The 25079-nt window shown below is 60.8% G+C and carries 20 protein-coding genes; 13 read left to right on the top strand and 7 right to left on the bottom strand.

Going from position 1 to position 25079, the window contains the following annotated elements:
• Positions 1-2: 2 nt before the first annotated feature.
• The 5 genes from G5149_RS10840 to mgtA all read left to right on the top strand — a co-directional run bounded on the left by G5149_RS10840 (position 3) and on the right by mgtA (position 9839).
• Complete coding sequence (locus G5149_RS10840; protein WP_040067634.1) at positions 3-947, top strand: branched-chain amino acid transaminase; 945 nt, start codon at positions 3-5, stop codon at positions 945-947.
• A gap of 144 nt (positions 948-1091) precedes the next feature.
• Complete coding sequence (gene ilvD / locus G5149_RS10835; RefSeq protein ID WP_421212428.1) at positions 1092-2933, top strand: dihydroxy-acid dehydratase; 1842 nt, start codon at positions 1092-1094, stop codon at positions 2931-2933.
• 3 nt (positions 2934-2936) lie between these two features.
• A complete protein-coding gene (gene ilvA, locus G5149_RS10830; protein WP_421212427.1) occupies positions 2937-4457 on the top strand; it encodes a threonine ammonia-lyase, biosynthetic in 1521 nt (506 codons plus the stop codon).
• 302 nt (positions 4458-4759) lie between these two features.
• Entirely contained in the window at positions 4760-5854 is a 1095-nt protein-coding gene (gene ompA / locus G5149_RS10825; protein ID WP_421212426.1) for a porin OmpA, read from the top strand.
• Positions 5855-7076: 1222 nt separating this feature from the next.
• Entirely contained in the window at positions 7077-9839 is a 2763-nt protein-coding gene (gene mgtA / locus G5149_RS10820; protein ID WP_421212425.1) for a magnesium-translocating P-type ATPase, read from the top strand.
• A gap of 129 nt (positions 9840-9968) precedes the next feature.
• On the opposite strand, the gene G5149_RS10815 is transcribed toward mgtA, so the two are convergent.
• The 5 genes from G5149_RS10815 to G5149_RS10795 form a co-directional block, all read right to left on the bottom strand.
• Positions 9969-11078 carry a YeeE/YedE thiosulfate transporter family protein gene (locus tag G5149_RS10815; RefSeq protein WP_421212424.1) on the bottom strand — a complete coding sequence of 370 codons (1110 nt, stop codon included), beginning with the start codon at positions 11076-11078 and terminating at the stop codon, positions 9969-9971.
• 129 nt (positions 11079-11207) lie between these two features.
• Complete coding sequence (gene rarD, locus G5149_RS10810; RefSeq protein WP_005342001.1) at positions 11208-12131, bottom strand: EamA family transporter RarD; 924 nt, start codon at positions 12129-12131, stop codon at positions 11208-11210.
• A 118-nt stretch (positions 12132-12249) separates the two neighbouring features.
• A complete protein-coding gene (locus tag G5149_RS10805) occupies positions 12250-12378 on the bottom strand; it encodes a hypothetical protein (RefSeq protein ID WP_265324673.1) in 129 nt (42 codons plus the stop codon).
• A gap of 167 nt (positions 12379-12545) precedes the next feature.
• Positions 12546-14042, bottom strand: a complete 1497-nt coding sequence (locus G5149_RS10800) for an aldehyde dehydrogenase (RefSeq protein WP_421212423.1) — start codon at positions 14040-14042, stop codon at positions 12546-12548.
• Positions 14043-14167: 125 nt separating this feature from the next.
• Positions 14168-14710: a cupin domain-containing protein gene (locus G5149_RS10795; RefSeq protein WP_005341995.1), complete on the bottom strand. Its 543-nt coding sequence runs from the start codon at positions 14708-14710 to the stop codon at positions 14168-14170.
• 186 nt (positions 14711-14896) lie between these two features.
• On the opposite strand from G5149_RS10795, the gene G5149_RS10790 reads away from it, so the two are divergent.
• The 6 genes from G5149_RS10790 to G5149_RS10765 all read left to right on the top strand — a co-directional run bounded on the left by G5149_RS10790 (position 14897) and on the right by G5149_RS10765 (position 21503).
• Positions 14897-16228: an aspartate aminotransferase family protein gene (locus tag G5149_RS10790; RefSeq protein ID WP_421212422.1), complete on the top strand. Its 1332-nt coding sequence runs from the start codon at positions 14897-14899 to the stop codon at positions 16226-16228.
• Positions 16229-16309: 81 nt separating this feature from the next.
• A complete protein-coding gene (locus G5149_RS10785) occupies positions 16310-17806 on the top strand; it encodes a CoA-acylating methylmalonate-semialdehyde dehydrogenase (protein WP_167566080.1) in 1497 nt (498 codons plus the stop codon).
• A gap of 86 nt (positions 17807-17892) precedes the next feature.
• Entirely contained in the window at positions 17893-18621 is a 729-nt protein-coding gene (locus G5149_RS10780) for a glutamine amidotransferase-related protein (RefSeq protein ID WP_421209099.1), read from the top strand.
• A 155-nt stretch (positions 18622-18776) separates the two neighbouring features.
• Entirely contained in the window at positions 18777-19748 is a 972-nt protein-coding gene (locus G5149_RS10775) for a LysR substrate-binding domain-containing protein (protein WP_033114758.1), read from the top strand.
• Positions 19749-19854: 106 nt separating this feature from the next.
• Complete coding sequence (locus G5149_RS10770) at positions 19855-20694, top strand: PfkB family carbohydrate kinase (RefSeq protein WP_216952307.1); 840 nt, start codon at positions 19855-19857, stop codon at positions 20692-20694.
• Positions 20695-21050: 356 nt separating this feature from the next.
• Positions 21051-21503: an Rrf2 family transcriptional regulator gene (locus tag G5149_RS10765; protein ID WP_005341983.1), complete on the top strand. Its 453-nt coding sequence runs from the start codon at positions 21051-21053 to the stop codon at positions 21501-21503.
• A gap of 68 nt (positions 21504-21571) precedes the next feature.
• On the opposite strand, the gene G5149_RS10760 is transcribed toward G5149_RS10765, so the two are convergent.
• A complete protein-coding gene (locus G5149_RS10760) occupies positions 21572-22093 on the bottom strand; it encodes a ferredoxin-type protein NapF (protein WP_216947716.1) in 522 nt (173 codons plus the stop codon).
• 140 nt (positions 22094-22233) lie between these two features.
• Here G5149_RS10760 and G5149_RS10755 point away from each other — a divergent pair, with 140 nt between their 5' ends.
• Together G5149_RS10755 and rmuC are read left to right on the top strand one after the other, a co-directional pair.
• On the top strand, positions 22234-22449 hold the full coding sequence (locus tag G5149_RS10755; protein ID WP_033114762.1) for a hypothetical protein: 216 nt from the start codon (positions 22234-22236) through the stop codon (positions 22447-22449).
• Positions 22446-23786, top strand: coding sequence for a DNA recombination protein RmuC (gene rmuC / locus G5149_RS10750; RefSeq protein WP_421212421.1), 1341 nt, complete (start codon positions 22446-22448; stop codon positions 23784-23786). The genes G5149_RS10755 and rmuC overlap by 4 nt, the downstream gene beginning before the upstream one ends.
• A 151-nt stretch (positions 23787-23937) precedes the next feature.
• Here rmuC and add read toward each other — a convergent pair whose 3' ends face one another.
• On the bottom strand, positions 23938-24939 hold the full coding sequence (gene add, locus G5149_RS10745) for an adenosine deaminase (RefSeq protein WP_421212420.1): 1002 nt from the start codon (positions 24937-24939) through the stop codon (positions 23938-23940).
• Positions 24940-25079: the final 140 nt, after the last annotated feature.

Genomic DNA, 25079 nt, shown 5'->3' with positions numbered 1-25079 from the left:
CAATGTCACAGCCTTCCCAATCTGCCACTCACCCCCAATACATCTGGTTCAACGGCAAACTGGTGCCCTGGCAGGATGCCCAGGTGCACGTGATGAGTCACGCCCTGCACTATGGCTCCTCGGTGTTCGAGGGTGTACGTGCCTACGACACCCCCAAGGGCACCTGCATTTTCCGCTTGCAGGAGCACACCCGCCGCCTGTTCGATTCCGCCAAGATCTACTGGATGGACGTCCCCTACAGCGAGTCCGAAGTGAATGAAGCCTGCCGCACCGTGGTGCGCGAGAACGGCCTGAAGAGCGGCTACCTGCGCCCGCTGGCCTTTGTCGGCAACGTGGGGCTGGGGCTGCATCCGCCGCTGGATGCCAAGGCTGACCTGATGGTGGCTGCCCTGCCGTGGGGCGCCTATCTGGGGGAAGAGGGGCTGAAAAACGGGGTGGATGTCTGCGTCACCTCCTGGAACCGGCTCGCGCCCAACACCATTCCCACCGGCGCCAAGGCGGGCGGCAACTACCTCTCCTCCCAGCTCATCAGCCGCGAGGCCAAGCGCAACGGCTTTGCCGAGGGGCTGGCGCTGGATGTGAACGGCTACCTGAGCGAAGGGGCGGGGGAGAACCTGTTCCTGGTGAAGAACGGCGTGCTGTTTACCCCGCCCGCTACCGCCGCCATCCTGCCCGGCATCACTCGTGACACCATCATGACGCTGGCGCGTGACTTGGGTTACGAGGTGCGCGAGCAGGCGCTGCCCCGTGAGGCGCTGTACGTTGCAGACGAGATCTTTATGACCGGCACAGCCGCCGAAGTGACCCCGGTGCGCTCCGTTGATCGGATGAAGGTGGGCGCTGGCAGCCGTGGCCCGGTGACCGAGCAGCTGCAGAACGCCTTCTTCGGCCTGTTCAATGGCAAGACCGAAGACAAGTGGGGCTGGCTGACGCCCGTCAACGACTGATGAGAGAGGGGAGGCGCGGAGCCTCCCCGAGTCGCTTCCGGTGAGAACTTCCCAGAGGAGTTTTCACCAGGATCGATTCTGATCCACTCGTATCATCACCGCATAACGCATCGAGCCCATATGGGCATTCAGGGAGTAGAGACAATGCCGAAGTTGAGATCCGCCACCACCACCCACGGACGTAACATGGCCGGGGCCCGCGCCCTGTGGCGTGCCACCGGAATGACCGATCAGGATTTCGGCAAACCCATCATCGCCGTGGTCAACTCCTTCACCCAGTTCGTACCGGGCCACGTCCACCTCAAGGATTTGGGTCAGCTGGTGGCGCGCGAGATCGAAGCTGCGGGCGGCGTCGCCAAGGAGTTCAACACCATCGCCGTGGATGACGGCATCGCCATGGGCCACGGCGGCATGCTCTACTCCCTGCCGTCGCGCGAGCTGATCGCCGACTCGGTGGAGTACATGGTCAATGCCCACTGCGCCGACGCCATGGTCTGCATCTCCAACTGCGACAAGATCACCCCGGGGATGCTGATGGCCGCCCTGCGCATCAATATCCCGGTGATCTTCGTCTCCGGCGGCCCGATGGAAGCGGGCAAGACCAAGCTCTCCGACCAGATCATCAAGCTGGATCTGGTAGACGCCATGATCCAGGGCGCCGACCCCAAGGTCTCCGATGCCCAGAGCGAACAGGTGGAACGCAGTGCTTGCCCCACCTGCGGCTCCTGCTCCGGCATGTTTACCGCCAACTCCATGAACTGCCTGACAGAGGCGCTTGGCCTCTCCCAGCCGGGCAACGGCTCCATGCTGGCGACCCACAGCGACCGCGAGCTGCTGTTCAAGCTGGCGGGCCAGCGCATCGTGACTTTGGCCAAGCGCTGGTATGAGCAGGACGATGCTTCGGCACTGCCGCGCAATATCGCCACCAAGGCGGCGTTCGAGAACGCCATGGCGCTGGATATTGCCATGGGCGGCTCCACCAATACCGTGCTGCACCTGTTGGCGGCGGCGCAGGAGGCCGGTGTCGACTTCACCATGGCCGATATCGACCGCATGTCGCGCAAGGTGCCGCAGCTCTGCAAGGTGGCGCCCTCCACCCAGAAATACCATATGGAAGATGTGCACCGCGCCGGTGGGGTGGTCGCCATTCTGGGCCAGCTGGAGAAAGCGGGTCTGGTGCATGGGGATGCCCGTACCGTGCTGGGTTGCACCCTCGTCGAACAGCTCAATGAATATGACGTCAGCCGCCAGCCAAGTCAGGAGGTGGTGGACTTCTACCGCGCTGGCCCTGCCGGCATCCGCACCACCAAGGCGTTCAGTCAGGATTGCCGCTGGCCGGAGCTGGATCTGGACCGCGCCGAAGGGTGCATCCGCTCGCTGGACAACGCCTACAGCCAGGAGGGTGGTCTGGCGGTGCTCTCTGGCAACCTCGCTGTCAATGGCGCCATCGTCAAGACTGCCGGGGTGGATGAGGAGAACCTCACCTTCCGTGGCCCGGCCCGGGTGTTCGAGAGTCAGGAGAGCGCGGTGAACGGCATCCTCGACGGTACCGTGAAAGCGGGCGAGGTGGTGGTGATCCGCTACGAAGGGCCGAAAGGGGGCCCGGGCATGCAGGAGATGCTCTACCCCACTACCTATTTGAAATCCATGGGATTGGGCAAGGCGTGTGCCCTGATTACCGACGGCCGCTTCTCCGGCGGCACCTCGGGTCTCTCCATTGGCCACGTCTCGCCGGAGGCCGCTTCCGGCGGCACCATAGGTCTGGTGGAGGATGGCGACATCATCAGCATCAACATCCCGGCCCGCAGCATGGTGCTGGAGGTGGCCGATAGCGTGCTGGCTGCCCGCCGCGTCGCCGTCGAGGCTCGGGGCTGGAAGCCGCTCGATCGTCAGCGTCAGGTCTCCTTTGCCCTGCGCGCCTACGCCATGTTCGCCACCAGCGCCGACAAGGGCGCGGTGCGCGATCGCACCCTGTTGGGGGAATAAATCATGGTCTCTGCGGCTGATTATCTACGCAAGGTGTTGCTCTCTCCCGTCTACGAGGCGGCGCGAGTCACCCCCCTGCAAACCCTGAAGAAACTCTCCGAGCGACTCGGCAACCATGTCAGCCTGAAGCGGGAGGATCTGCAACCGGTCCACTCCTTCAAGCTGCGCGGCGCCTACCACAAGATCGCCACTCTGACCGAGGAGCAGAAGGCGCGTGGCGTCATCGCCGCCTCTGCTGGCAACCACGCCCAGGGGGTCGCCCTGTCGGCCGCCAAGCTCGGCATCAAGGCGATCATCGTGATGCCCAAGACCACGCCGGACATCAAGATCGACGCTGTGCGCCGTCAGGGCGGCAACGTCATGCTGTTCGGCAACAGCTTCGACGAGGCTTATGGCGAGAGTCGCCGCCTCGCTGAATTGGAGGGTTACACCCTGATCCCGCCGTTTGACGACGTCGAGGTGATCGCCGGGCAGGGCACCATCGGCAAGGAGCTGCTGGAGCAGGATACCCACCTCACCCACGTCTTTGTGCCGGTGGGGGGCGGCGGGTTGGCCGCCGGGGTGGCGGTCTATATCAAGCAGCTGCTGCCGGATGTGAAGGTGATCGGGGTGGAGGCGGAGGGCTCCGCCTGCCTCAAGGCCGCGCTGGCGGCCGGCGAGCCGGTCAATCTGGAGCGGGTCTCGCTGTTTGCGGACGGGGTGGCGGTCAAGCGCATCGGCGAAGAGACCTTCCGCCTGTGCAACCAGTATCTGGACGAGGTGGTGACCGTCTCCAACGACCAGATCTGCGCCGCACTGAAAGACATCTTCGATGACTGCCGCGCCATTGCCGAGCCGTCGGGCGCCCTGTCGTTGGCTGGCCTCAAGGCCTACAGCGAGCGGGAGCAGGTCAAAGGGGGGCGGATGGCGGCCATTTTGTCCGGCGCCAACGTCAACTTCCACAGCCTGCGCTACGTGTCGGAGCGCTGCGAGATTGGCGAGAAGCGCGAGGGCATGCTGGCGGTGACCATCCCCGAGCGCAAAGGGGCCTTCCTCGACTTCTGCCGTCAGCTCGGGCCGCGCATGGTGACCGAGTTCAACTATCGCTACGCCGATGCCGAGCAGGCGTCGCTGTTCGTCTCGGTGCGCCTCACCGGCGGTGACGAGGAGCTGGGTCAGATCATCGATCAGCTCGGCGGCAACGGCTATCCGGTGGTCAACATGACCGAGAGCGAGCTGGCCAAGAACCACGTGCGTTACATGATTGGCGGCCGCCCGGCCCGGCCCCTCGGTGAACGTCTCTACAACTTCAAGTTTCCGGAGCAGCCTGGCGCTTTGATGCGTTTTCTCGAGACCCTGGGCTGTCGCTGGAACATCAGCCTGTTCCACTACCGCAACCACGGTGCCGACTACGGCCGTGTGCTCTGCGCCTTCGAGCTGCCGGATGAGGACGTAGCCGCCTTCCACGACTACCTGCGCGAGATTGGCTACGGCTGGAAAGAGGTGAGCGACGACCCCGCCTACCGGCTGTTCCTGGCCAGTTGAGCAAGAGGGTTGCTACGACCAGTCCAGAGGGAGGTGCCATGCCTCCCTTTTTTATATGTCGGGCGTAGAGAAGTTATTGCAGGGTAACCCCTGCCCATGGTTTTACTGACAAAACAATGTGAACCGCTGTGCTGGCGATTTTTACGCCGGATATTGCAGGCAAGCTCACACTCCTGATGGGCTGGTCATTTGAGGCTGCGTTCGGATGGGATACCCTGAATAGCGGAGAGGCCGCCTGACGGCTTCACACAGGGAAAGTGCGCACTCAGGCGCCCATAACGACTTATTGCAGAGGCGAAAATATGAATAAATCCATGCTTGCCGTATTGGTCAGTGGTTTGCTGGCGGCCGGAGCCGTGCAGGCCGCTGCTCAGGACAATACCTGGTATGTCGGTGGCAAGGCCGGTTGGTCCAATTACTATGGCGTTGACCACAACCAGTATGCCGAGTCGATTGCCCAGACGTTGGGTAATACCAGCGAGAACACGGATGATCTGGGTCTGGGCCTGTTCGCCGGTTACCAGCTCAACCCCAACCTGGGTTTCGAGCTGGGTTATGACTGGCTTGGCAAATACGACACCACTTCGGGCACTGGCGCCAATACCCTCAATACCGAAGCCAAGAGCCAGATGATTCAGGCCACCATGAAGATCAGCTTCCCGGCAACGAATGTGCTCGATCTTTATGGCCGACTGGGCGGTGCCTATGCCTGGACGGATAGCGAGATCAGCTTCGCCAATACCAGCGAGACCGGCAAGAAGCATGGCGCCGCCTTTGTCGGGGCGCTGGGTGCCGAATATGCCATCGATCGTGACTGGGCTGCCCGTCTGGAGTACCAGTACACCACGCCGCTGGGAGATGCCTCTCTCGATCGCTCCGGTATCGAGATGGATAACGGCCTTATTTCGTTCGGGATGCTCTATCGCTTCGGTCAGCAAGGTGGCGAAGTCGTAGCACCGGCGCCCGCTCCGGCCGCCGAACCGGCACCTGTAGCCGTGGTTGAGCCCAAGACCTTCAGTCTGAGTTCCGATGTGCTGTTCGAGTTCAACAAGGCGACCCTGAAGCCGGCTGCCAATCAGGCGCTCGATGCCCTGTTCAGCCAGATTGTGGCGGCCAATCCGAAAGATGGCGTCGCAACTGTCATCGGTTATACCGACCGCATCGGCTCCGACAACTACAACATGGCCCTCTCCGAGAAGCGGGCCCAGAGTGTGGCCAGCTATCTGGTATCCAAAGGCTTGTATGCCGACAAGGTACGAGTCGAGGGGCGTGGCAAGTCCAATCCGGTCACTGGCAACAGCTGTGCCAGCCGCTCCAAGCAAGAGCTGATCGCCTGTCTGGCACCGGATCGCCGGGTGGAAATCCATCTGGAAGGGGTTTCCCAGCCGGCGCAGTGATGCTGTGGCAGAGATGGGATTCGAGAAGAACGGGAGGCCAGGCCTCCCGTTTTCTATGGTCAGCGTGATCGGATGGTGGTGGCGCAGACCTGGGTTGCCAACATCATGAGCTATCGAATCTTTTCCTAATAGGAATAGTTATTATATTTCCAAGAAATTACAGGATAAAAAAATAGAATTAAACTTTGCGCCTGAAGATCCTTTTGGTTAGAATCTCTGCGTGTTATCAATAGACAGGTAAATATTATGGACTGCGACAGTTGTAGCCGATTGCAAATCGCGATGCGGGTTTACCAGAGCTGAGGCCGAATATTTTATCTTCTCTCTCACTCTGATTGCTCGAATCACAAGCATAGAGTGCAGCATCTATATGAGTCAGCATCGACTCTCACAACCTCTTCATCCCGCCTTCATCAGGGATTTCGGTTGTAAATCTGGATCGTTCCGCTCATCTGCGAGCCATGCGCGCCTCGCGACCCCTGCAATTGAACGCTTCATCACATACTCCCGGTGCCCGTCAGGGCCGTCACAGCGTTGGAACCATGTATCTGTGTCGTGGTCGGGAAGGGATCAAGCGTAAAATAACAAGATGGATAATTTCATATTGAAAACTATTTCGTTTTCGATAGGACAGGTTTCAAATTAAAATAATTGACGTGATTGATTAATATAATTCGGTCGTAACAAGGGTTGCATCGAAATATTTCCATGGGCGTGGTTTTCTCCGATATACGTACCCGCCAGATATCACTGATACTATTTCCTGTCCGCATCCCGTTATTTCAAGCTGTCGTAATCCTTATTTTCTTTATGGATGTATGCCGCTCTGGTTGCGGGATCACCGTATTGGTAGGTCGATAATGCAGACCCATGGCCATGCCTGCCAACGACAGTGTGTATCGCTGTCTATGGTATGTCCGGCCCTATCTCCACCCCACTCGGAGGATATCGTATGACCGAAGAGCCCAAACCTCGACCCTCGGGGTCCATACCTCTCCACGCCTGACCCCCCTGCGGGTAACAGGATATGGAGTCCTGACCCCTGATCTGACCCGACTATGCCAGTGAGCGCGACGGCAGACGTTTGTCTGACGGGCAGCCCCGTGCACGCCAGTTGATCGTGCCGGCAACGCATCGGGTTTACTGCCTTCGATATCAGTACTGACGCCAGGCCTGGCCCGCGACAGGGCCCTGCTGCAAGCGAAAATCAGGATTTAAAGTTATGAAGCAACAACATACTGCCAGCCGGCACAAGCAACAGGGGTTCGTCGCCCCGGGCCGTGCCAATGAGAAGCTCTCCTCTCGGGTGCTCGACGAGGCCGACAAGTCTCTCGAATACACCCTTACTGCCGTGCGCGGCAATATTGATGGCCTTACCGCGACCGAGGCTGCCAACCGTCTGGTCCAGTTTGGCCCCAACGAGGTGACCCACGACAAGCCGCCCCATCCATTGATCCAGCTGCTGCAGGCGTTCAAAAACCCGTTTGTGATGGTCTTGATGGTGCTTGGGCTGGTCAGTTATGTGATGGACGTGCTGATGGCCGAGCCGGGTGATGAGGACTGGGTCAAGGTGATCATCCTCGGTGTCATGGTGGGCCTGAGCGGTCTGCTGCGCTTCTGGCAGGAGTACCGTTCGGCCAAGGCGGCCGAGGCGCTCAAGTCACTGGTGCGCAACACTGCCACTGTACAGCGTCGTCCCTCGCCGGGCGCTACCCCCCAGCGCAAGGAAGTGGCAATGACCGAGCTGGTGGCCGGAGACATAGTGCACTTGCAGGCGGGAGACATGATCCCCGCCGACATCAAGCTGATTGAATCCCGCGATCTCTTCATCAGCCAGGCGGTGCTGACCGGTGAAGCACTGCCGGTGGAGAAGTATGACACTCTGGGAGCTGTGGCCGAGAAGTCGGCAGACGGCAACAGCACAGGGGACGTGGGGTTGCTCGATCAGCCCAACATCTGCTTCATGGGCACCAACGTGGTGAGCGGTACAGCCAAGGCTGTGGTCGTGGCCACCGGCAGCGACACCTACTTCGGTTCGCTGGCCCGCAACGTGGTGAGCCACAAGCGCATCGAGACCAGTTTCGATCGCGGCGTCAACAGCGTCACCAGGCTGCTTATTCGTTTCATGCTGGTGATGGTACCCATCGTCTTTATGCTGAGTGGTATCAGCAGTGGTGACTGGATGTCTGCACTCACCTTCGCGCTGGCGGTGGCGGTGGGGCTCACCCCCGAGATGCTGCCGATGATCGTTTCTGCCAACCTGGCGCGGGGGGCGGTGGCCATGGCCAAGCGCAAGGTAGTGGTCAAGCGTCTCAACTCGGTGCAAAACTTCGGTGCCATGGACGTGCTCTGCACCGACAAGACCGGTACCCTGACCCAGGACAAGATCATCCTCGAGCACCACTACGACGTGCGTGGCAACCGGGACGACCGGATCCTGCAGTTGGCCTGGCTCAACAGTTATCATCAGAGCGGCATGAAGAATCTGATGGACATCGCCGTGATCGAGCACGCCGATGCACTGGGGGCTGGCTGCAAGCCGGCGGGTTACAGCAAGGTGGATGAGTTGCCGTTCGACTTCGTGCGCCGGCGCCTGTCGGTGATCGTACAGGATGAGCGTGGCCAGCAGCTGATGGTTTCCAAGGGGGCGGTCGAGGAGATGCTCTCCGTCTCCAGCCACATTGATGATGGCAAGCAGATCCGAGAGCTGGATGAGATTGAGCGCCGTACCTTGCTGCGTCGCAGTGAAGAGTACAACGCCGACGGTTATCGGGTGTTGATCGTGGCTACCCGAGAGATCCCGGCTGCCGAGTGCAAGCAGAGCTATCGCACCAGTGACGAGGTCAATCTGGTGGTGCGCGGTTTCCTCACCTTCTTCGATCCGCCCAAGGATTCAGCCGCACCGGCCATTCGTGCGCTGAACGACTATGGCGTAGCGGTAAAGGTACTGACCGGCGATAACCCTATCATTACCAGCAAGGTGTGTCGTGATGTTGGGCTGGAGCCCGGTGTACCGCTGCTCGGCAAGGATATCGAAGGAATGGATGACGTGGCGCTGTGCGAGGTGGTCAAGCAGACCACCATCTTCGCCAAGCTCACCCCGCTGCAGAAGTCGCGGGTGGTGAAGGCGCTGCAGGCCAACGGCAACACCGTCGGTTTCCTCGGTGACGGCATCAACGATGCACCGGCGCTGCGGGATGCGGACGTGGGGATCTCGGTGGACAGCGGTGCCGATATCGCCAAGGAGACCGCCGACATCATCCTGCTGGAGAAGAGTCTGATGGTGCTGGAGGAGGGGGTGATCAAGGGGCGCGAGACTTTTGGCAATATCCTCAAGTATCTCAACATGACCGCCAGCTCCAACTTCGGCAACGTCTTCTCGGTGCTGGTGGCCTCCGCCTGGCTGCCATGGGCCCCCATGCTGGCGATGCAGATGTTGATCCAGAACCTGGTGTATGACGTCTCCCAGATGCTGCTGCCCTGGGACAAGATGGATCCCGAGTTCCTCAAGCGGCCGCGCAAGTGGGAGGCGAGCAACATAAAGCGCTTCATGCTGTGGCTAGGCCCGACCTCGTCGGTGTTCGATATCAGCACCTACTGCCTGATGTGGTTCGTGTTCGGCGCCGGCGCTCTCTATGCCACTGCCAACGGCAGCATGGATCCGCTGGTCAACGGTCAGGCCATCATGAACTCCGGCTGGTTCATCGAGGGACTGGTGTCGCAGACCCTGGTGGTGCACATGTTGCGTACCCGCAAGATCCCGTTCCTGCAGAGTACCGCTACCCTGCCGGTGCTGCTCTCCACCTCCATCGCTATCGCCATCGGCTGCTACCTGCCGTTCTCGCCGGTGGCGGAGCACTTCGGCTTCATCACCCTGGATGGGCCCAAGTACTTCATGTGGCTGGTGATTACCATGCTGGCCTACATGGGGCTGACCCAGACCATCAAGAGCATCTACATCAAGCGCTACGGCCAGTGGTTCTGATGCGGATCTAGTGGAAGCGCCGGTATGATAGCGGCGCGACAGAAAAAAGAGAGCCAGCCCGCACAAGCGGACTGGCTCTCTCTATTTGGTGTGACCTGACTCCCTTGTTGGAGAGTACCGGTCTGTGGCTTATAGCTTGAACAGCGGACGCAGGCGGATGCCGATCAGGCTGCCGGCGAGGGCCATCAGCATCCAGACCCAGCCGTGCAGGCTGCCAGAAGCGGTGCCGTCGAAGAAGCCGCCGAGGTTGCAGGCGCTGTACATGGCGCCCATCCCCATCAGCAGGCCGCCGAGGATGGAGGCCAGGCTGTTGCCGAGCCGCATCGGTGCGAAGGTGCCGCCACCACTGATGCAGCGCGCCAGCATGGCCCCCAGAATGCCGAGCCAGAACATGCCGACCATGGGGTTGATGAAGAGCGGCTGGGCCAGCTTGGGGTGGCCCTCGAACAGGCCGAGCAGGGAGGCACCGCGCAGCGCCATGTCATAGACGGCGCCGGTGATGGTCCAGGCCGAGCCGTGCAGGGCGACCACGGAGGAGTTGAGCAGAGCTATGATGATGCCGCCGGTCAGCACGGTGAAGCGGCCGTCGCGCCAGAACAGGTTGCCGCCGCTGAAGAGGGGCTTGAGCTCGCCGGTACGTTTTAGCTCGCTGTTGCGAAACAGCAGGAACAGCGCGGCGACCAGCGCCAGGTTGAGCAGCATGCCGCTCCAGATATTGCCAGTCAGGTCTTTTGCCAGCACCACATGGCTGGAGAAGGTGGCCTCCAGTTCGGGGCGGAACTGGTTGCTGATCAGGGTGCCGATGCCGTAGCAGAGCAGCACCAGCCAGAAGCGGGGTTGCCCCTCGCCGCAGCAGTAAAGGGTGCCGGTGGCGCAGACGCCCGCCAGCTGCATGCCGATGCCGAACAGGAAGGCACCGACGATGAAGGGAATGCCGATGGCCATCACGTTGCCCACCATGGCGTCGCCAAACAGGGCGTGGCTAAAGGAGAGGAAGCAGGTGAACAATAGAATTTCGATGGCGATGGTGAGCAGGTGAACCCGCACATAGTAGCTGTTGCGCTTGGTCAGCATCTCGCGCCAACCGAATACGATACCGAAGCGGCTGAAGGAGAGGGTGAAGCCGAAGCCGAATCCGATCAGGGCCATCAAAGCCCATTTCATACCAAAGGTGTTGCCGAGCCAGAGTAACGCTCCCCCCGCGATTGCCACGATGGGGAGCGACCATTTTCGATTCATGCCTGTTGATCCTTATAGCTGGATGAAGAATTGGGAGTGCGGATCCTATTCCCACATTGAGTCCAAGGCTACCGGTTTAACAGGCCAGGAGGCGAGAAAATGGCATATCGCTTATGACTACTTTGTTATCTACGGATTTGATTTTGAAAGCTTTATATTGCTCGTTGCAGCGGGGCGCTTGCCGTTACGCAGCCCATCGAGCGTGAAGATCAGCAGTGCGCTCCAGATACAGGCGAAAGTGAGAGCCTTGTCCATTGCCAGCTCCTCGCCGTAGAGAGTGACCGCGAGGATGAACATCAGGCTGGGGCCTATGTACTGGAAGAAGCCCAGGGTGGATAGCTTGAGCCGGGTCGCAGCGGCGGTGAAACAGAGCAGGGGGGCTGTGGTGACGGCGCCTGCAGCGATCAGCAGCAGGTTGAGGTGCCAGTCATTCTGGGTGAGGTGGCTGGTGGGGCTGTCGGCAAATCCCCACAGATAGATGGCTGCCGGTGGCAGCATGATCATGGTTTCGATCAGCAGGCCGGTAAGTGCATCGAGGGCCAGCTTTTTGCGCACCAGACCATAGATGGCGAAGCTCGACGCCAGCACCAGTGCAATCCAGGGCAGGGAGCCAAAGGCGATGAGCTGGATCGCCACTCCGGCAAAGGCCAGCGCCACCGCCCACCACTGCAGCCGGCGCAGTTTCTCGCTCAGAAACACCATCCCCAGCAGCACGTTGAACAGCGGGTTGATGTAGTAGCCGAGGCTGGCATCCAGCATGTGCCCGTTGTTGATGGCCCAGATAAACAGCAGCCAGTTGCCGCCAACGGTGACCGAGGTAAACGCCAGGGTGAGCAGCACTTTTGGCTGACGCAGCACGGCCTGCACCTTGTGCCACTGGCGGCCTGCCAGGGTGAGCACCATCAGCAGCACGCAGGACCAGATCATCCTGTGGGTCAGAATTTCGGCAGCCGGGACGGCAGAGATGGTTTTGAAATAGATGGGGGCTATGCCCCAAAGGGTATAGGCGCACAGGGCGTAGATGACGCCCTGGCGCTGGATCTGTTGCGGCATGCGGATGACCTTTACTGATGCGTTGGATGCGGGAAAACATCGCAAAAAATCAGTGTAGCGATCCTTTATCGAGGAAAGAAGCGAATAAACGAAGTTTGAGAATACGGTTGGAAGCGGGTCATCCTTTGCCGCGACGGATCTTGTCGACGTCCATCAACAGCCACAACATCAGAGCGATGGCAGAGATCCAGGGGCCCCAGGTCACGTAGGCCTCGCCGTGCCCCAGCACGAAAAACAGCAGGGGCAACCCGATCACCAGAAAAAGTACGCTTCCCAGAAAAAATAGCATTTTTGTCTTTATATTTAATGGCTTGCTTATTTGATGATTATATCGATTGTGCTGCCTGATGGAAGGCCAAAATGCAAAAGGGGGGATTTATCCCCCCTTGCTGATGATGATGGCTATTTATACCCTTATTCGAGCTGGATCCAGGTACTTTTCAGCTCGGTGTACTTCTCCAGCGCGTGCAGCGACTTGTCGCGACCGTTACCGGACTGCTTGAAGCCGCCAAACGGCATGGTCATGTCGCCGCCATCCCAGTTGTTGACGAACACGGTGCCGGCGCGCAGGGCGCGGGAGCCCTTCACCGCCTTGTTGAGATCCGCTGTCCAGATCGCCGCCGCCAGCCCGTAGTCGGTGTCGTTGCCAAGGGCGATGGCTTCTTCCAGCGTGTCGAAGCCGGTCACCGCCAGCACAGGGCCGAAAATCTCCTCGCGGAAGATACGCATCTGCGGGGTTACCTCATCGAAGATGGTGGGCTCGATATAGAAGCCGCCGCTCTCAAGATTGGTGCGTTTGCCCCCCAGTAGCAGCTTGGCCCCCTCCTGCTTGCCAATCTCGACATAGCGCAGCACCTGCTCCATCTGGATGTGATCTACCATGGCGCCGATGCGGGTAGCGGGGTCGAGCGGGTTGGCCGAGATCCATTCGCGGGCGTGGGCCAGCAGCCTTTCCATAAACTGCGGCTTGATGCTGTTTTGCACCAGCAGCCGGGAGGCGGCGGTGCACACCTCGCCCTGGTTGTAGAAGATGGCGCTGGCCGCGCTTTTGGCGGCGGCGTCCAGATCCGGCGCATCCGCCAGTATGATGTTGGGGCTCTTGCCGCCGCACTCCATAAAGGCGCGCTTGAGGTTGGACTTGCCGGAACACTCCACCAGGTGCTTGCCGATTTTGGTGGAGCCGGTGAAGGTGATGCAATCCACATCCATGTGCATGGCCAGCGCTTCGCCCACGGTATGGCCAAAGCCGGGCAGTACGTTGAACACGCCGTCAGGAATGCCGGCCTCCTTGGCCAGACCTGCGATACGCAAGGCGGTCAGGGGGGACTTTTCGGAAGGTTTGAGAATGACCGAGTTGCCGGTAGCGAGCGCCGGCCCCAGCTTCCAGCAGGCCATCACCAGCGGGAAGTTCCATGGCACGATGGCGGCGACCACCCCGAGCGCTTCGCGGGTCACCAGCGCCAGGGCGGATTCCTCGACCGGAGCGACCTGATCGTAGATCTTGTCGATAGCCTCGGCGTTCCAGGCGATGCAGTTGGCTGCAGCAGGGGCATCGTATCCCATGGCATCGCCGATGGGCTTGCCCATGTCCAGCGACTCCAGCAGTGCCAGCTCCACCTTGTTGAGACGCATCAGTTCGGCGAAGCGCTGCATGATCAGCTTGCGCTGTTTCGGCGCCATGCCGCTCCAGCGCTTGTCATTGAAGGCTTTACGAGCGGCCTGTACCGCCAGTTCGGCATCGGCGGCATCGCACGCTGCTACCCTGGTCAGCAGCTTGCCGTTGGCCGGGTTGATACAGTCGAAGGTGGCACCATTGACGGCATCCCGATAGCTACCGTTGATAAAGGCTTGTGAGGGCAGGGTCAGATGGGCGGCCTTGTGTTGCCACTGGGCCAGGGTCAGGTCACTCATGTTCACTCCTTGAACCGGCAAAAGTCATTGTCCGCGTATCAATATGCTAAACATCCGGCCACTTGTAAATCCACTTTGTAACAATTCATTAAACATTGGTGACTGGCTGACCCCTTATCACCCAGTTAGAAACTGGCGGGAGTATTGGCCGAAATCAATACGCACTCCTGCCCGCCCACATTGCGAAAACGGTGGGGAGTGCGGCTGTCGAAGTAGTAGCCATCGCCCGGTGTCAGCAGGTAGATCTGCTCGCCCACGGTCACTTCAACCTCGCCCTTGATGACGATGCCGCACTCTTCACCCTCGTGGCTCAGCATGTCGTCGCCGGTATCGGCGCCCGGTGGCAATACTTCCTGCATCATGCCGATAGCGCGGTTGGCGCGGCTGTGGCCCACCAGCCGGTAGCTGATGGGGTGAGTGCCGAGATCCGGCATGTCGGCGGCGCGGAAGATCACTTCGGAGTCCATTTCGGTCTCTTCGGTAAAGAAGCTGGCCAGTGACATGGGGATCCCTTCCAGCACCTTGCGCAGGGAGGCAACTGACGGGCTCACCTGATTCTTTTCGATCTGGGAGATGAATCCGTTGGTCACGCCCGAACGTTTGGCCAGCTCACGCTGGGAGAGGGCCGCCTTGGTGCGAACCGCCTTGAGACGGTGACCGATATCCATCGATAGACACTCCTTGACTGTTTACTATTATTAAATTTGTGTTAAATATCTTATACCACCCTGTAGAGCCATCTAGCTAGGGGTGGCATCAGACAGGGCGATCATGAGCCCTTTTTTATGGATTCAGGTGTTTAATTTAATGGGCAATAGCCAATAGTTGCTAAACACCTTAAGGATGAGGTGACCATGAAACCGATCAGCGACATCAATACCCCCTCCGACATGTCCGCTTTCTGGATGCCGTTCACCGCCAACCAGCAGTTCAAGGCGGCGCCGCGCATCCTGAAGTCGGCAGAGGGGATGTATTATCACTCAGAGGATGGCCGCAAGATACTGGATGGCACTGCCGGACTCTGGTGTTGCAACGCGGGCCATGGTCGGCGCGAGATTGCCGAGGCGGTCTCCCAGCAGATTTCCCACCTCGATTTTGCCCCCACCTTTCAGATGGGCCACCCCCTGCCGTTCGAGCTGGCTAACCGGCTGGTGGAGATCGCTCCCCAGGGCTTTGGCCATGTCTTCTACACTAACTCCGGCTCAGAATCGGTCGATACCGCGCTCAAAATCGCACTGGCCTGGCAGCGGGCCCGTGGTCAGGGCACCCGTACCCGGTTGATTGGCCGCGAGCGGGGCTACCATGGCGTCGGTTTTGGCGGCATCTCGGTGGGGGGCATTCCCGGTAACCGCAAGTGGTTTGGCTCCCTGCTGACCGGCGTTGATCATCTGCCCCATACCCTCAACATCGCCAAGAATGCCTTCACCAAAGGACTGCCCGAGGAGGATGTGGCGCTGGCCGACGAGCTGGAAAAGATCGTCTTTCTGCACGATGCCAGCAATATCGCGGCGGTGATCGTCGAGCCCATCGCTGGCAGTACCGGTGTGCTGATGCCGCCCAAAGGCTATCTCAAGCGGCTGCGGGAGATCTGTACCAAACACGGCATCCTGCTGGTTTTTGACGAGGTGATCACCGGTTTCGGTCGTCTTGGCTCCCCCTTTGCCGCACAGGAGTTCGATGTCATCCCCGACATGATCACCTGCGCCAAGGGGCTCACCAACGGCGCTATCCCCATGGGAGCTGTGTTGGTGCAAAAGCATATTTATGACGACATGATGGCGGCAGGCAAAGGAGCCATCGAGCTGTTCCATGGTTACACCTACTCTGGCCATCCGGTGGCTGCCGCTGCCGGTCTCGCGACCCTCGAGATCTATCGCAATGAGAACCTGCTTAGCCGCGCCGCGGATCTGGCGGGCTACTGGGAGGAGGCGGCCCATTCGCTGAAGGGCTGCAAGCATGTGAAGGATGTGCGCAACTACGGGCTGGTGGCCGGTATCGAACTTGAATCCATGCCGGATGCGCCGGGCAAGCGCGCCTATGAGGTGTTTGTCCGCTGCTTCGAGAAGGGGGCGCTGATCAGGGTGACCGGCGACATCATAGCCCTGTCGCCACCCCTCATCATCGAGCGCAGCCAGATCGATGATCTCTTCACCCTGCTGCAGGATGCCCTGCAGGCACAACCCTAACCCATTGGATGGCCCCGCGCTGGCGGGGCCTTGCGTTGTCTTGTTCAGCGCAATCACCACATCAATTATCACGGAGGATACATGACATACAGGGTCAGCAACTTCATCAACGGCCAGCCGCAGGAGAGTCGTAGCGAGCGCCAGGGTGCCATCTTCAACCCAGCCTGCGGCAAGCAGCAGGGAAGCGTCGGGCTTTCCAGCGCCGCCGAGTGTCAGGAGGCGATCGCCATTGCCGAGCGCGCCTTTGCCGACTGGTCACAAACCCCGCCGCTGGTGCGGGCCCGGGTTTTTTTCCGCTTCAAGGAGTTGATGGAGCAGCACAGGGACGAGCTCGCCCAGCTCATCAGCCGCGAGCACGGCAAAGTCTTCTCCGATGCGCAGGGTGAGTTGACCCGCGGGCTGGAGGTGGTGGAGTTTGCCTGCGGCATCCCCCATCTGCTCAAGGGGGAGCACTCCCTCAACGTCGGTCGCGGGGTAGACAGCTACTCCATGATGCAGCCGGTCGGGGTTTGCGCCGGTATCACGCCGTTCAACTTCCCGGCCATGGTGCCGCTCTGGATGTTCCCGGTCGCCATCGCCTGCGGCAATACCTTTATTCTCAAACCCTCCGAGAAGGATCCCTCCCTCTCGCTGCGGATGGCCGAGCTGCTCAAGGAGGCCGGTCTGCCGGACGGGGTGCTCAACGTGGTGAACGGTGACAAGGAGGTGGTGGATGTGCTGCTGACCGACCCGCGGGTCGGCGCCGTGTCGTTTGTCGGCTCCACCCCCATCGCCCAGTACATCTATGCCACCGCCTCTGCCCACGGCAAACGGGTACAGGCGTTGGGCGGCGCCAAGAACCATATGGTGGTGATGCCGGATGCGGATCTCGATCAGGCGGTCTCCGCCCTGATGGGGGCTGCTTATGGGGCAGCGGGTGAGCGCTGCATGGCGATCTCGGTAGCCGTGGTGGTGGGGGACGAGACCGCCGATGCGCTGGTGGCCAAGCTGACGCCGCTGGTGGAAAAACTGCGGGTGGGCCCGGGGCTGGGCCAGAGCCCGGAGAACGAAATGGGGCCGCTCATCAGCAAGGAGCATCTGGCCAAGGTGCGCGGCTACGTGGATCAGGGGGTGGCCGAAGGGGCCGCGCTGCGGGTCGACGGTCGCACGCTGAGCCACGACGAGGGTTACTTTATCGGTGGCTGCCTGTTTGACGAGGTGACCCCCGAGATGCGCATCTACCGCGAGGAGATCTTCGGCCCTGTGCTCTCCATCGTGCGGGTGCCGGACTACGAGACGGCACTGCGCCTTATCAACGAGCACGAGTACGGCAACGGTACCGCCATCTTTACCTGTGACGGCGACACCGCGCGGGACTTCACGGCGCGGGTGCAGGTCGGTATGGTAGGGGTGAACGTTCCCATTCCGGTGCCGATGGCGTTTCACAGCTTTGGCGGCTGGAAGCGCTCCATCTTCGGGCCGCTCAACATGCACGGGCCGGATGGGGTTCGCTTTTATACCCGGATGAAGACGGTGACGGCGCGCTGGCCCCAGAGCCTGCGCAGTGGTGCCGAGTTCTCCATGCCAACCATGAAGTGATGAGCCCAGGGCTCACCACCATGATTTGATTCTCTTGCCCCCGCAGATCGCTGGTCTGCGGGGGCACTTCTGTAAAGGAGCAACAGATGCGATTGGGAATTCTCGATTGTGACCGGCTGGATCCCGATCTGGCGGATCGTTTTGGCCCCGTCTACTCCGAGATGTTTATCAGGGGGTTTCAGCCGCTGGCACCCGAGCTGGAGTTTCGGGTCTGGTCAGCCATCGATGGCGAGTTGCCGGAGGATATGCATGAGTGCGATGCCTGGCTCATCACAGGTTCACGCCACGATGCCTACAGCGATATCCCCTGGATCCAGGCACTGCGTGGCTGGATCCGCCATGCCCATGATGCCGACGTCAAGCTGGCCGGGATCTGTTTCGGCCATCAGGTGATCGCTCAGGCGCTCGGTGGCGAAGTGGTGAAATCAACCAAGGGGTGGGGGCTGGGGGTGTCGGTTCACCCCATGCTGGAAGATGCCCCCTGGATGGCGCCGGCGCGGGATCATATCCGCATTCTGGCGAGCCATCAGGATCAGGTGGCGTTGCTGCCACCCGGAGCAACCCGGCTGGCGGGCAACGATTTTTGTCCCAACTTCATGTTCCTGCAGGGGGACAACATAGTGGCCATTCAGGGGCACCCCGAGTTCTCTGTGGAGTACAACCGGGCGCTGATCGAACGGCGCCGTGGCCTGCTGCCCGACGAGCGTTACCAGAGCAGCCTCTCCTCGCTGGAGGGGGAGGTGGATTCGACCACCATGATGCAGTGGTTGCTGCAGTTTTTGGGGATCCTGCCGCTGCGGGCTGGCGCGGCCTGAGTGCGGTTTGTCAGCGACCCCCTTCGGGTGCTAGATTTTGTAGCAAAATGAAGGATCAAGCGCTGCGATGTCGGGATCGGATGATACACTGGCCGCCCTTTGTGGCGGCCTGTTTGTCTGGCGTGATCGCCGCACCAGCTTGAGAGGGTGAAGCCTTGAAACTACAGCAATTGAAGTACTTGATCGCGATCCGGGACCACAACCTCAACGTCTCGGTGGCGTCCGATGCGCTCTATACCAGCCAGCCCGGGGTCAGCAAGCAGATTGGCCTGTTGGAGAGCGAGCTGGGAGTGCGGATCTTCGAGCGCCGTGGCAAGCATCTGCACCGCATTACCCCGGTAGGCGAGGAGATCATCAAGTGTGCCGAGGCGATGCTCAATATCGAGAGCAAGATCAAGGCGATCTCCCGCGAGTATCTGGACCCGACCGTGGGCACCCTCAACATCCACACTACCCACACCATCGCCCGCTATCTGCTGCCCAAATCGGTTACCTACTTCACCAAGAAGTACCCCAAGATCTCGTTCCACCTCCATCCGGTGATGTCGGCGAGCAAGGAGCAGATCAGCAAGGGTTACTCCGATTTCTCCATCGTTGCCCACGAAATTGGCTTCGACAAGGAGCTGATCGCGCTGCCCGCCTACCTCTGGACCCTCTCGCTGGTGGTGCCGCAGGATCACCCGCTGGCCAAGGTGAAGAAGCCGACGCTGGAGCAGCTCTGCCACTACCCGATCCTCAGTTACGAGAGCGGAGCCACCGGTCGGCAGGTGCAGGACGAGGTGTTTCAGGCGGCGGGGCTGACCCCGAGCTACTACATGACGGTAATGGATGCCGGAGTGATCAAGCGCTACGTGGAGCTGGGCTTTGGCATCGGCATTATCTCCTCGCTGGTGGCCAACGACACCGACAGCCCCGGGCTGGTCTCCATCAATCTGGAGCACCTGTTCAAGCCCTGCCCGGCCCAGATCTGCTTCAGCAAGAGCATCCTGCTGCAGAACTACATGTATGACTTCATCAGCTCCTTCTCGCCCCACCTCACCAAGGAGGTGATCCAGAGCGTGATGCAGCAGCCGACCCAGGCGCGCATCGACGAGCTGCTGGCCGGGGTGGAGCTGCCCATCTATTGATCCTGATCGGATTCCCGATCGCTGCCGGTTGTCTCTTCTGTCAGGCTGGGCTCTACTCGGGGTTCAGCCTGTCTCTTTTGGGCTATATCCATCGTCCGAGGTCTCTATGTCCCGTATTCTGCTGCTTGCCAATCTCAACTGTGATCATGTGCTCTCCCTCTCCGAGCCGCTGGTGGCGGGGGCCCGGCTGCAATACGTGGATCAGGGACGCAGGCTGGGAGGTGGTGCCGCCAATACCGGCATCGGGCTGGTGTGGGCGGGTCACGAGGTGACCATTGCCTCACGCATCGGGCTGGACGAGACCGGCGACTGGCTGCTGGAGCAGGCGGCCGGTTACGGGCTGGATTGCAGCCATGTGGAGCGCTTTGGCGGCGAGACCGGCGAGTTGCTGATCCTGGTTGACTCCACCGGCGAGCGCACCATACTTCGCCGTCCCCGTCGTCCCGATCTGCCCGGTGATCTGCCACAGGAGGGGATCGACTGCCTCTACGTGAACTATCCCGGCACCGCCATCATCAGCTACATGCGCCAGATGCTCGGCAAGAGCTTCGTGGTGGCCCAGTATCCCAAGGGCGGCCAAGCGCGCCGTCCCTGCCATGTGCTGGTGGCCTCCCGCTCCGATCTCGGCGAGGTGAGCGACCCCTGGCAACATGCCCGCCAGTTGGCGGGGGATCAGCTCGAATGGTTGGTGTTGACCGAAGGCAAGGCGGGCGCAGTGGCCATCCATGGCGAGGAGCAGATCAGGGTCGCCGCCCGGCCGGTTTCAGTGGTTGATACCACGGGGGCAGGGGATGCTTTCGCTGGCGGCTTGATCCATGGTCTGGCACGAGGCATGGCGATCAAGGATGCGTTGCAGTGTGCGGTGGACTGGGGCGCGTTTGCCGTCGCCTCCGAGAGTTCCATCCCCTCGGTCGCGCTGAAAAACTGGCTGAAACAGCCCCACTGAACCACCTCTCTACTGGTCGATTGAGGGGCGGTTCGCAGGCCATATGACTGCTGGTCGAAGGGGCTTGACGAGGGGGACTATTCGGGAGATTTACCCGCCATAAAGCGGGCAAACGCCCGGCTAACCCGGCAAGTTTGCGATCAATCAAAGAAAGTGTCGATTTATGTGCATCTTCATCGACACCCGGTTGTGCTGCTCTTAACCTGTGACTCCGCAACTCAGATTAAGAGACAGGCCCACCCTCTGGCGAACCAATGGCGAACCAATGGCGAACAGAGGCAAACCGGTTGTCTCCTGCCTCTTAGCTCAATGTTGTCGTCCTGATTCCTGGCTTGTAGTAAGAGGCAAGTGCGACCATGCAACTGACACGATTTACCGACTACGCCCTGCGTACCCTGACCTTCCTGGCGGTGCAGCCGGGCGATCGCCTGTCGACCATTACCGAAGTGGCCGATACCTTCGGCATCTCTCGCAACCACGTGGTCAAGATAGTGCACCAGCTCGGCATCAAGGGGTACATCGAGACGGTGCGTGGCAAGCACGGTGGCATCCGCCTCGGTCGCTCCGCGGTCTCCATCAACCTGCGCGATGTGGTGATGGACATGGAGCACGTGCTCTGTCCGGTCGACTGCAAGCGCGAGAACTGCCGTCTCTCCGGTGGCTGCCGCATTCAGGGCATTTTGCGCCGCGCCATGAACGCCTTCCTCGAAGTGCTGGGTGAGTACACCCTGGCTGATGCGGTGCGCGACCCGACCCGTCTCTGTCACCTGCTGGGCATTGAGCAGGAGTCCATTCTGGCGATGGCCTGACTGGTAGAAAACAAGAACAGATATAGAAGGGGCCTGATGGCCCCTTTTGCTTTTGTACGCAGGTGGTTTTAACGACTGCCCGGCTGGCGGATCAGGGTGATGGCGCCGTGCAGACAGGCGAGGCCACAGGCGCCGCAGCCATTGCAGGCATCCATATTGACGTTGATACCGTCGGCTGTGGCCTTGATCGCCTGCTGGGGACAGGCATCTTCACAGAGCAGGCAGTAGAAGCCCTGCCGTGCCTGACAGCTCTCTTCAATCTGGACCCGGGTCTGCACCTGACGACCCAGCTGCAGGTCGAGGGCGCCGGTGGGACAGGCTCTGGCGCAGCTGCCGCAGTAGCTGCACTGGCCACAGGCGAGATCGAGTACCGGCGTACCGGCGATGGGGCTCCCCTCGTACTCCTCCTGGGTGGCCGGTTTGAGCAGACCGCGCGGGCAGGCCTTGAAACACTCGCCACAGCGGCTGCAGAGGGAGAGGTACTGGGACTCCTCGATGGCCCATGGCGGGCGCGCTTCATGGCAAACCACTGCGGGCTTGCGGGAAGCTTGCCAACCTTGTGTCAGCCAACGGAGGAAATAGTGAGTCATGCTCGCCCCTTATACCTATTAGGGGTTAATTTTATCGAAGTTTCGGGAAGCAGGCCAGAGAATAGCGGCTGTCAGGATCGCAAGCGCAGTTGCCCTTGTGTAAGCTAGGCGGGTCTTTTTACGTGGTTGAATGAAAACATATGTGGCTATTTCTCTGGCGTTCGTCCCTGCTCTATATCTTTCCCCTGCTGATGTGGGGCTACTGCCGCATCAAGGGCATCGAGTTCGTCGAGCTCGATACCGGGGTTAACAGCCACAAGTGGGTGGTGCTCGCCGCCTACCTCATCTACGTGCTGCTCTGGCTGCTGGCCAACCGCTATCTCGAACTCTTCCTGCGCCAGCGGAGCCGTAAATGATCGAGCCCGGGCTCTGGGTCATCCTGCTGCCAGCCGCCGTGCTGGCCCTCGGGCTTGGCTGGCTGATCGGGCGACGGGCCGCCACGGCACAGGCTCAGGAGCTGATGCTGGCGCAGGAGCGGCATCAAGCGTTGCAGGATCGCTTCGACGAGTTGCAGGATGAGCGCATGCAGGGCCAGCAGAAGCTGGATCAGCAGCAGACCCTGCTCATCAAACTCACCGCCCGACTCAAGGATGCGGAAGCGACCCTGCGCAGCGAGCGGCTGGCTGCCGCCGAGAAGCTGCAACTGCAACAGGAGGCGGAGCAGCGCCTCAGCCAGCAGTTCGAGAACCTTGCCAACCGGATCTTCGAGCAAAACTCCGGCAACTTCCGTGAACTCAACCAGAACAGCCTCGATCTGCTGCTCACGCCACTCAAGGAGCAGCTCGAGGGCTTTCGTCGTCAGGTGGGGGAGACCCACGCCCAGGAGACGGCCCAGCGCCACAGCCTCAAGTTCGAGCTGGAGCGCCTCGCCGAGCTCAATGCCCGCATGACCGAGGAGGCGGCGGCGCTGACCCGCGCCCTCAAGGGCGACAGCAAGCAACAGGGCAATTGGGGGGAAGTGGTGTTGGCGCGGATCCTCAGCGAATGCGGCCTGCGCGAGGGCCACGAGTACCACACCCAGGTCAATATCGAGGTGGAGAAGGGCAAGCGCTACCAGCCCGATGTGATTGTCCACCTGCCGCAGGAAAAAGACATCATCATCGACGCCAAGGTGTCGCTGACCGCCTACGAGCGCTGGTATAACGCCGGGGACGAGCTGGAGAAGGCTGTGGCGCTCAAGGAGCACGTCGCCTCGGTGCGCAACCACATCCGCGAGCTGGGCCGCAAGGATTATCAGCAGTTGCCCGGTGTGCGTACCCTCGACTATGTGCTGATGTTCGTGGCGGTGGAGCCCGCCTTCCTCAGTGCGATGGAGGCCGATCCTTCGCTGGTGCGTTATGGTCTCGACAACAACATCCTGCTGGTGAGCCCCACCAATCTCATGGTGGCGCTGCGCACCATCGAGAACCTGTGGCGCTACGAGCGGCAGAACCAGAATGCCCGCCAGATTGCCGAACGGGCCGGTCGCCTCTACGAAAAGCTGCGGCTGTTTGTCGAGGAGATGCAGCAGATGGGCGGCAGCCTGCACAAGGCGCAGGAGAGCTACGACAAGGCGATGGGGCGGCTGGTCAACGGCCGTGGCAACCTGATTGCGCAGGTCGAGCGTTTCCGCGAGCTGGGGGTTGAGGTGACCAAGAGCCTGCCCGAGCCCCTGGTTGAGCGGGCGCTGGAGCGAGATAAGGAGCGGGAGTAGTTTTCCCCTGCATCGCCATCAGCAAAAGGCCCAAACACGGTTTGGGCCTTTTGCTATCTGTCAGTTGGCCCAGTGCTTACCAATCATCAGAAATCCGCAACACAAACGGCCCACCGAAGTGGGCCGTTGTTATTTGCACTGCCGGTGTTAATCAGCGGCTGGCGGCGCGGGCGCTCAGCTCGGCTTTCTCGCTATCGCTCAGGAAGGCCAGGGTCAGGCCGTTCTGCTGGGCGGTGCGGATTTCGCTCGCGGCCATGCCGGCGGCCGGAGCGGCCACTTCATATTCGTGGGGCAGGTCGATCCCTTCCACCGCCGGATCGTCGGTGTTGAGGCAAGCCAGCACGCCAGCGGCCAGGAACTGGCGGATCGGGTGTTCGGTCAGGCTCGCCACCGTGGTGGTCTGGACGTTGGAGGTGAGGCAGGCTTCGATGCCGATGCGGTGCTCGGCCAGATAGGCCATCAGGGCCGGATCCTGAATCGCTTTGACGCCGTGGCCGATACGCTCGGCGCCCAGCTCGCGAATGGCTTGCCACATGCTCTCGGGGCCAGCGGCTTCACCTGCGTGTACGGTGACGCGCATGCCTGCATCGCGCACCTGACGGAAGTGATCGACAAAGAGTTCCCCCGGGAAACCCAGCTCGTCACCGGCCAGATCGATGGCGACCAGCTTGTCGCGGTGGGCCAGACAGGCGGCCAGCTCCCGATTGCACTGCTCGGTGCCGAAGGTGCGGCTCATGATGCCGATCAGGTTGGTCTTGATACCGAAATCGCGGCTGCCCGCGGCCACGCCGTCGATGATGGCTTCTACCACGCCCTGCGGGTGCAGCTTGTGGGCCATCGCCATATAGGCCGGACTGAAACGCAGTTCGGCATAGTCGATACCGGCGCGCAGCAGATCTTCCACGTTCTCGTAGGCGACCCGGCGGCAGGCATCATAGTCGGCCAGCACGGCAACACCCCAGTCCAGCTTCTTCAGGAAGGCGACCAGGCTCGGCTCGTTCTCGACAATCTGTACGTGGGGGCGCAGCGCCTCCAGCTCGAAGGCGGGCAACTGAATGTTGTGTTGGCGACCCAGCTCGAGGATGGTTTGCGGGCGGATGTTGCCGTCCAGATGGCGGTGCAGGTCGGTCAGGGGGAGAGATCTGTCAATCATGGGGGCGCCCTCGTCGAGTCAGGTTTGAAAGCCTGCCATTCTAGGCGGGGCTTTCAAAAAAGATACCCCGTTTATCGTTAAACGGGGTTCTGGCGGGCGGTGATTTGTCAGGGCGTGATGGGAATCGTTTTTCCCCGGGA

The organism is Aeromonas sp. 600479 (genome assembly GCF_049175515.1).
GTDB lineage: Bacteria > Pseudomonadota > Gammaproteobacteria > Enterobacterales > Aeromonadaceae > Aeromonas > Aeromonas veronii_A.
The sequence above is the reverse complement of the archived record's forward strand: the minus strand, read 5'-3'. Positions and strand labels throughout refer to the sequence as shown.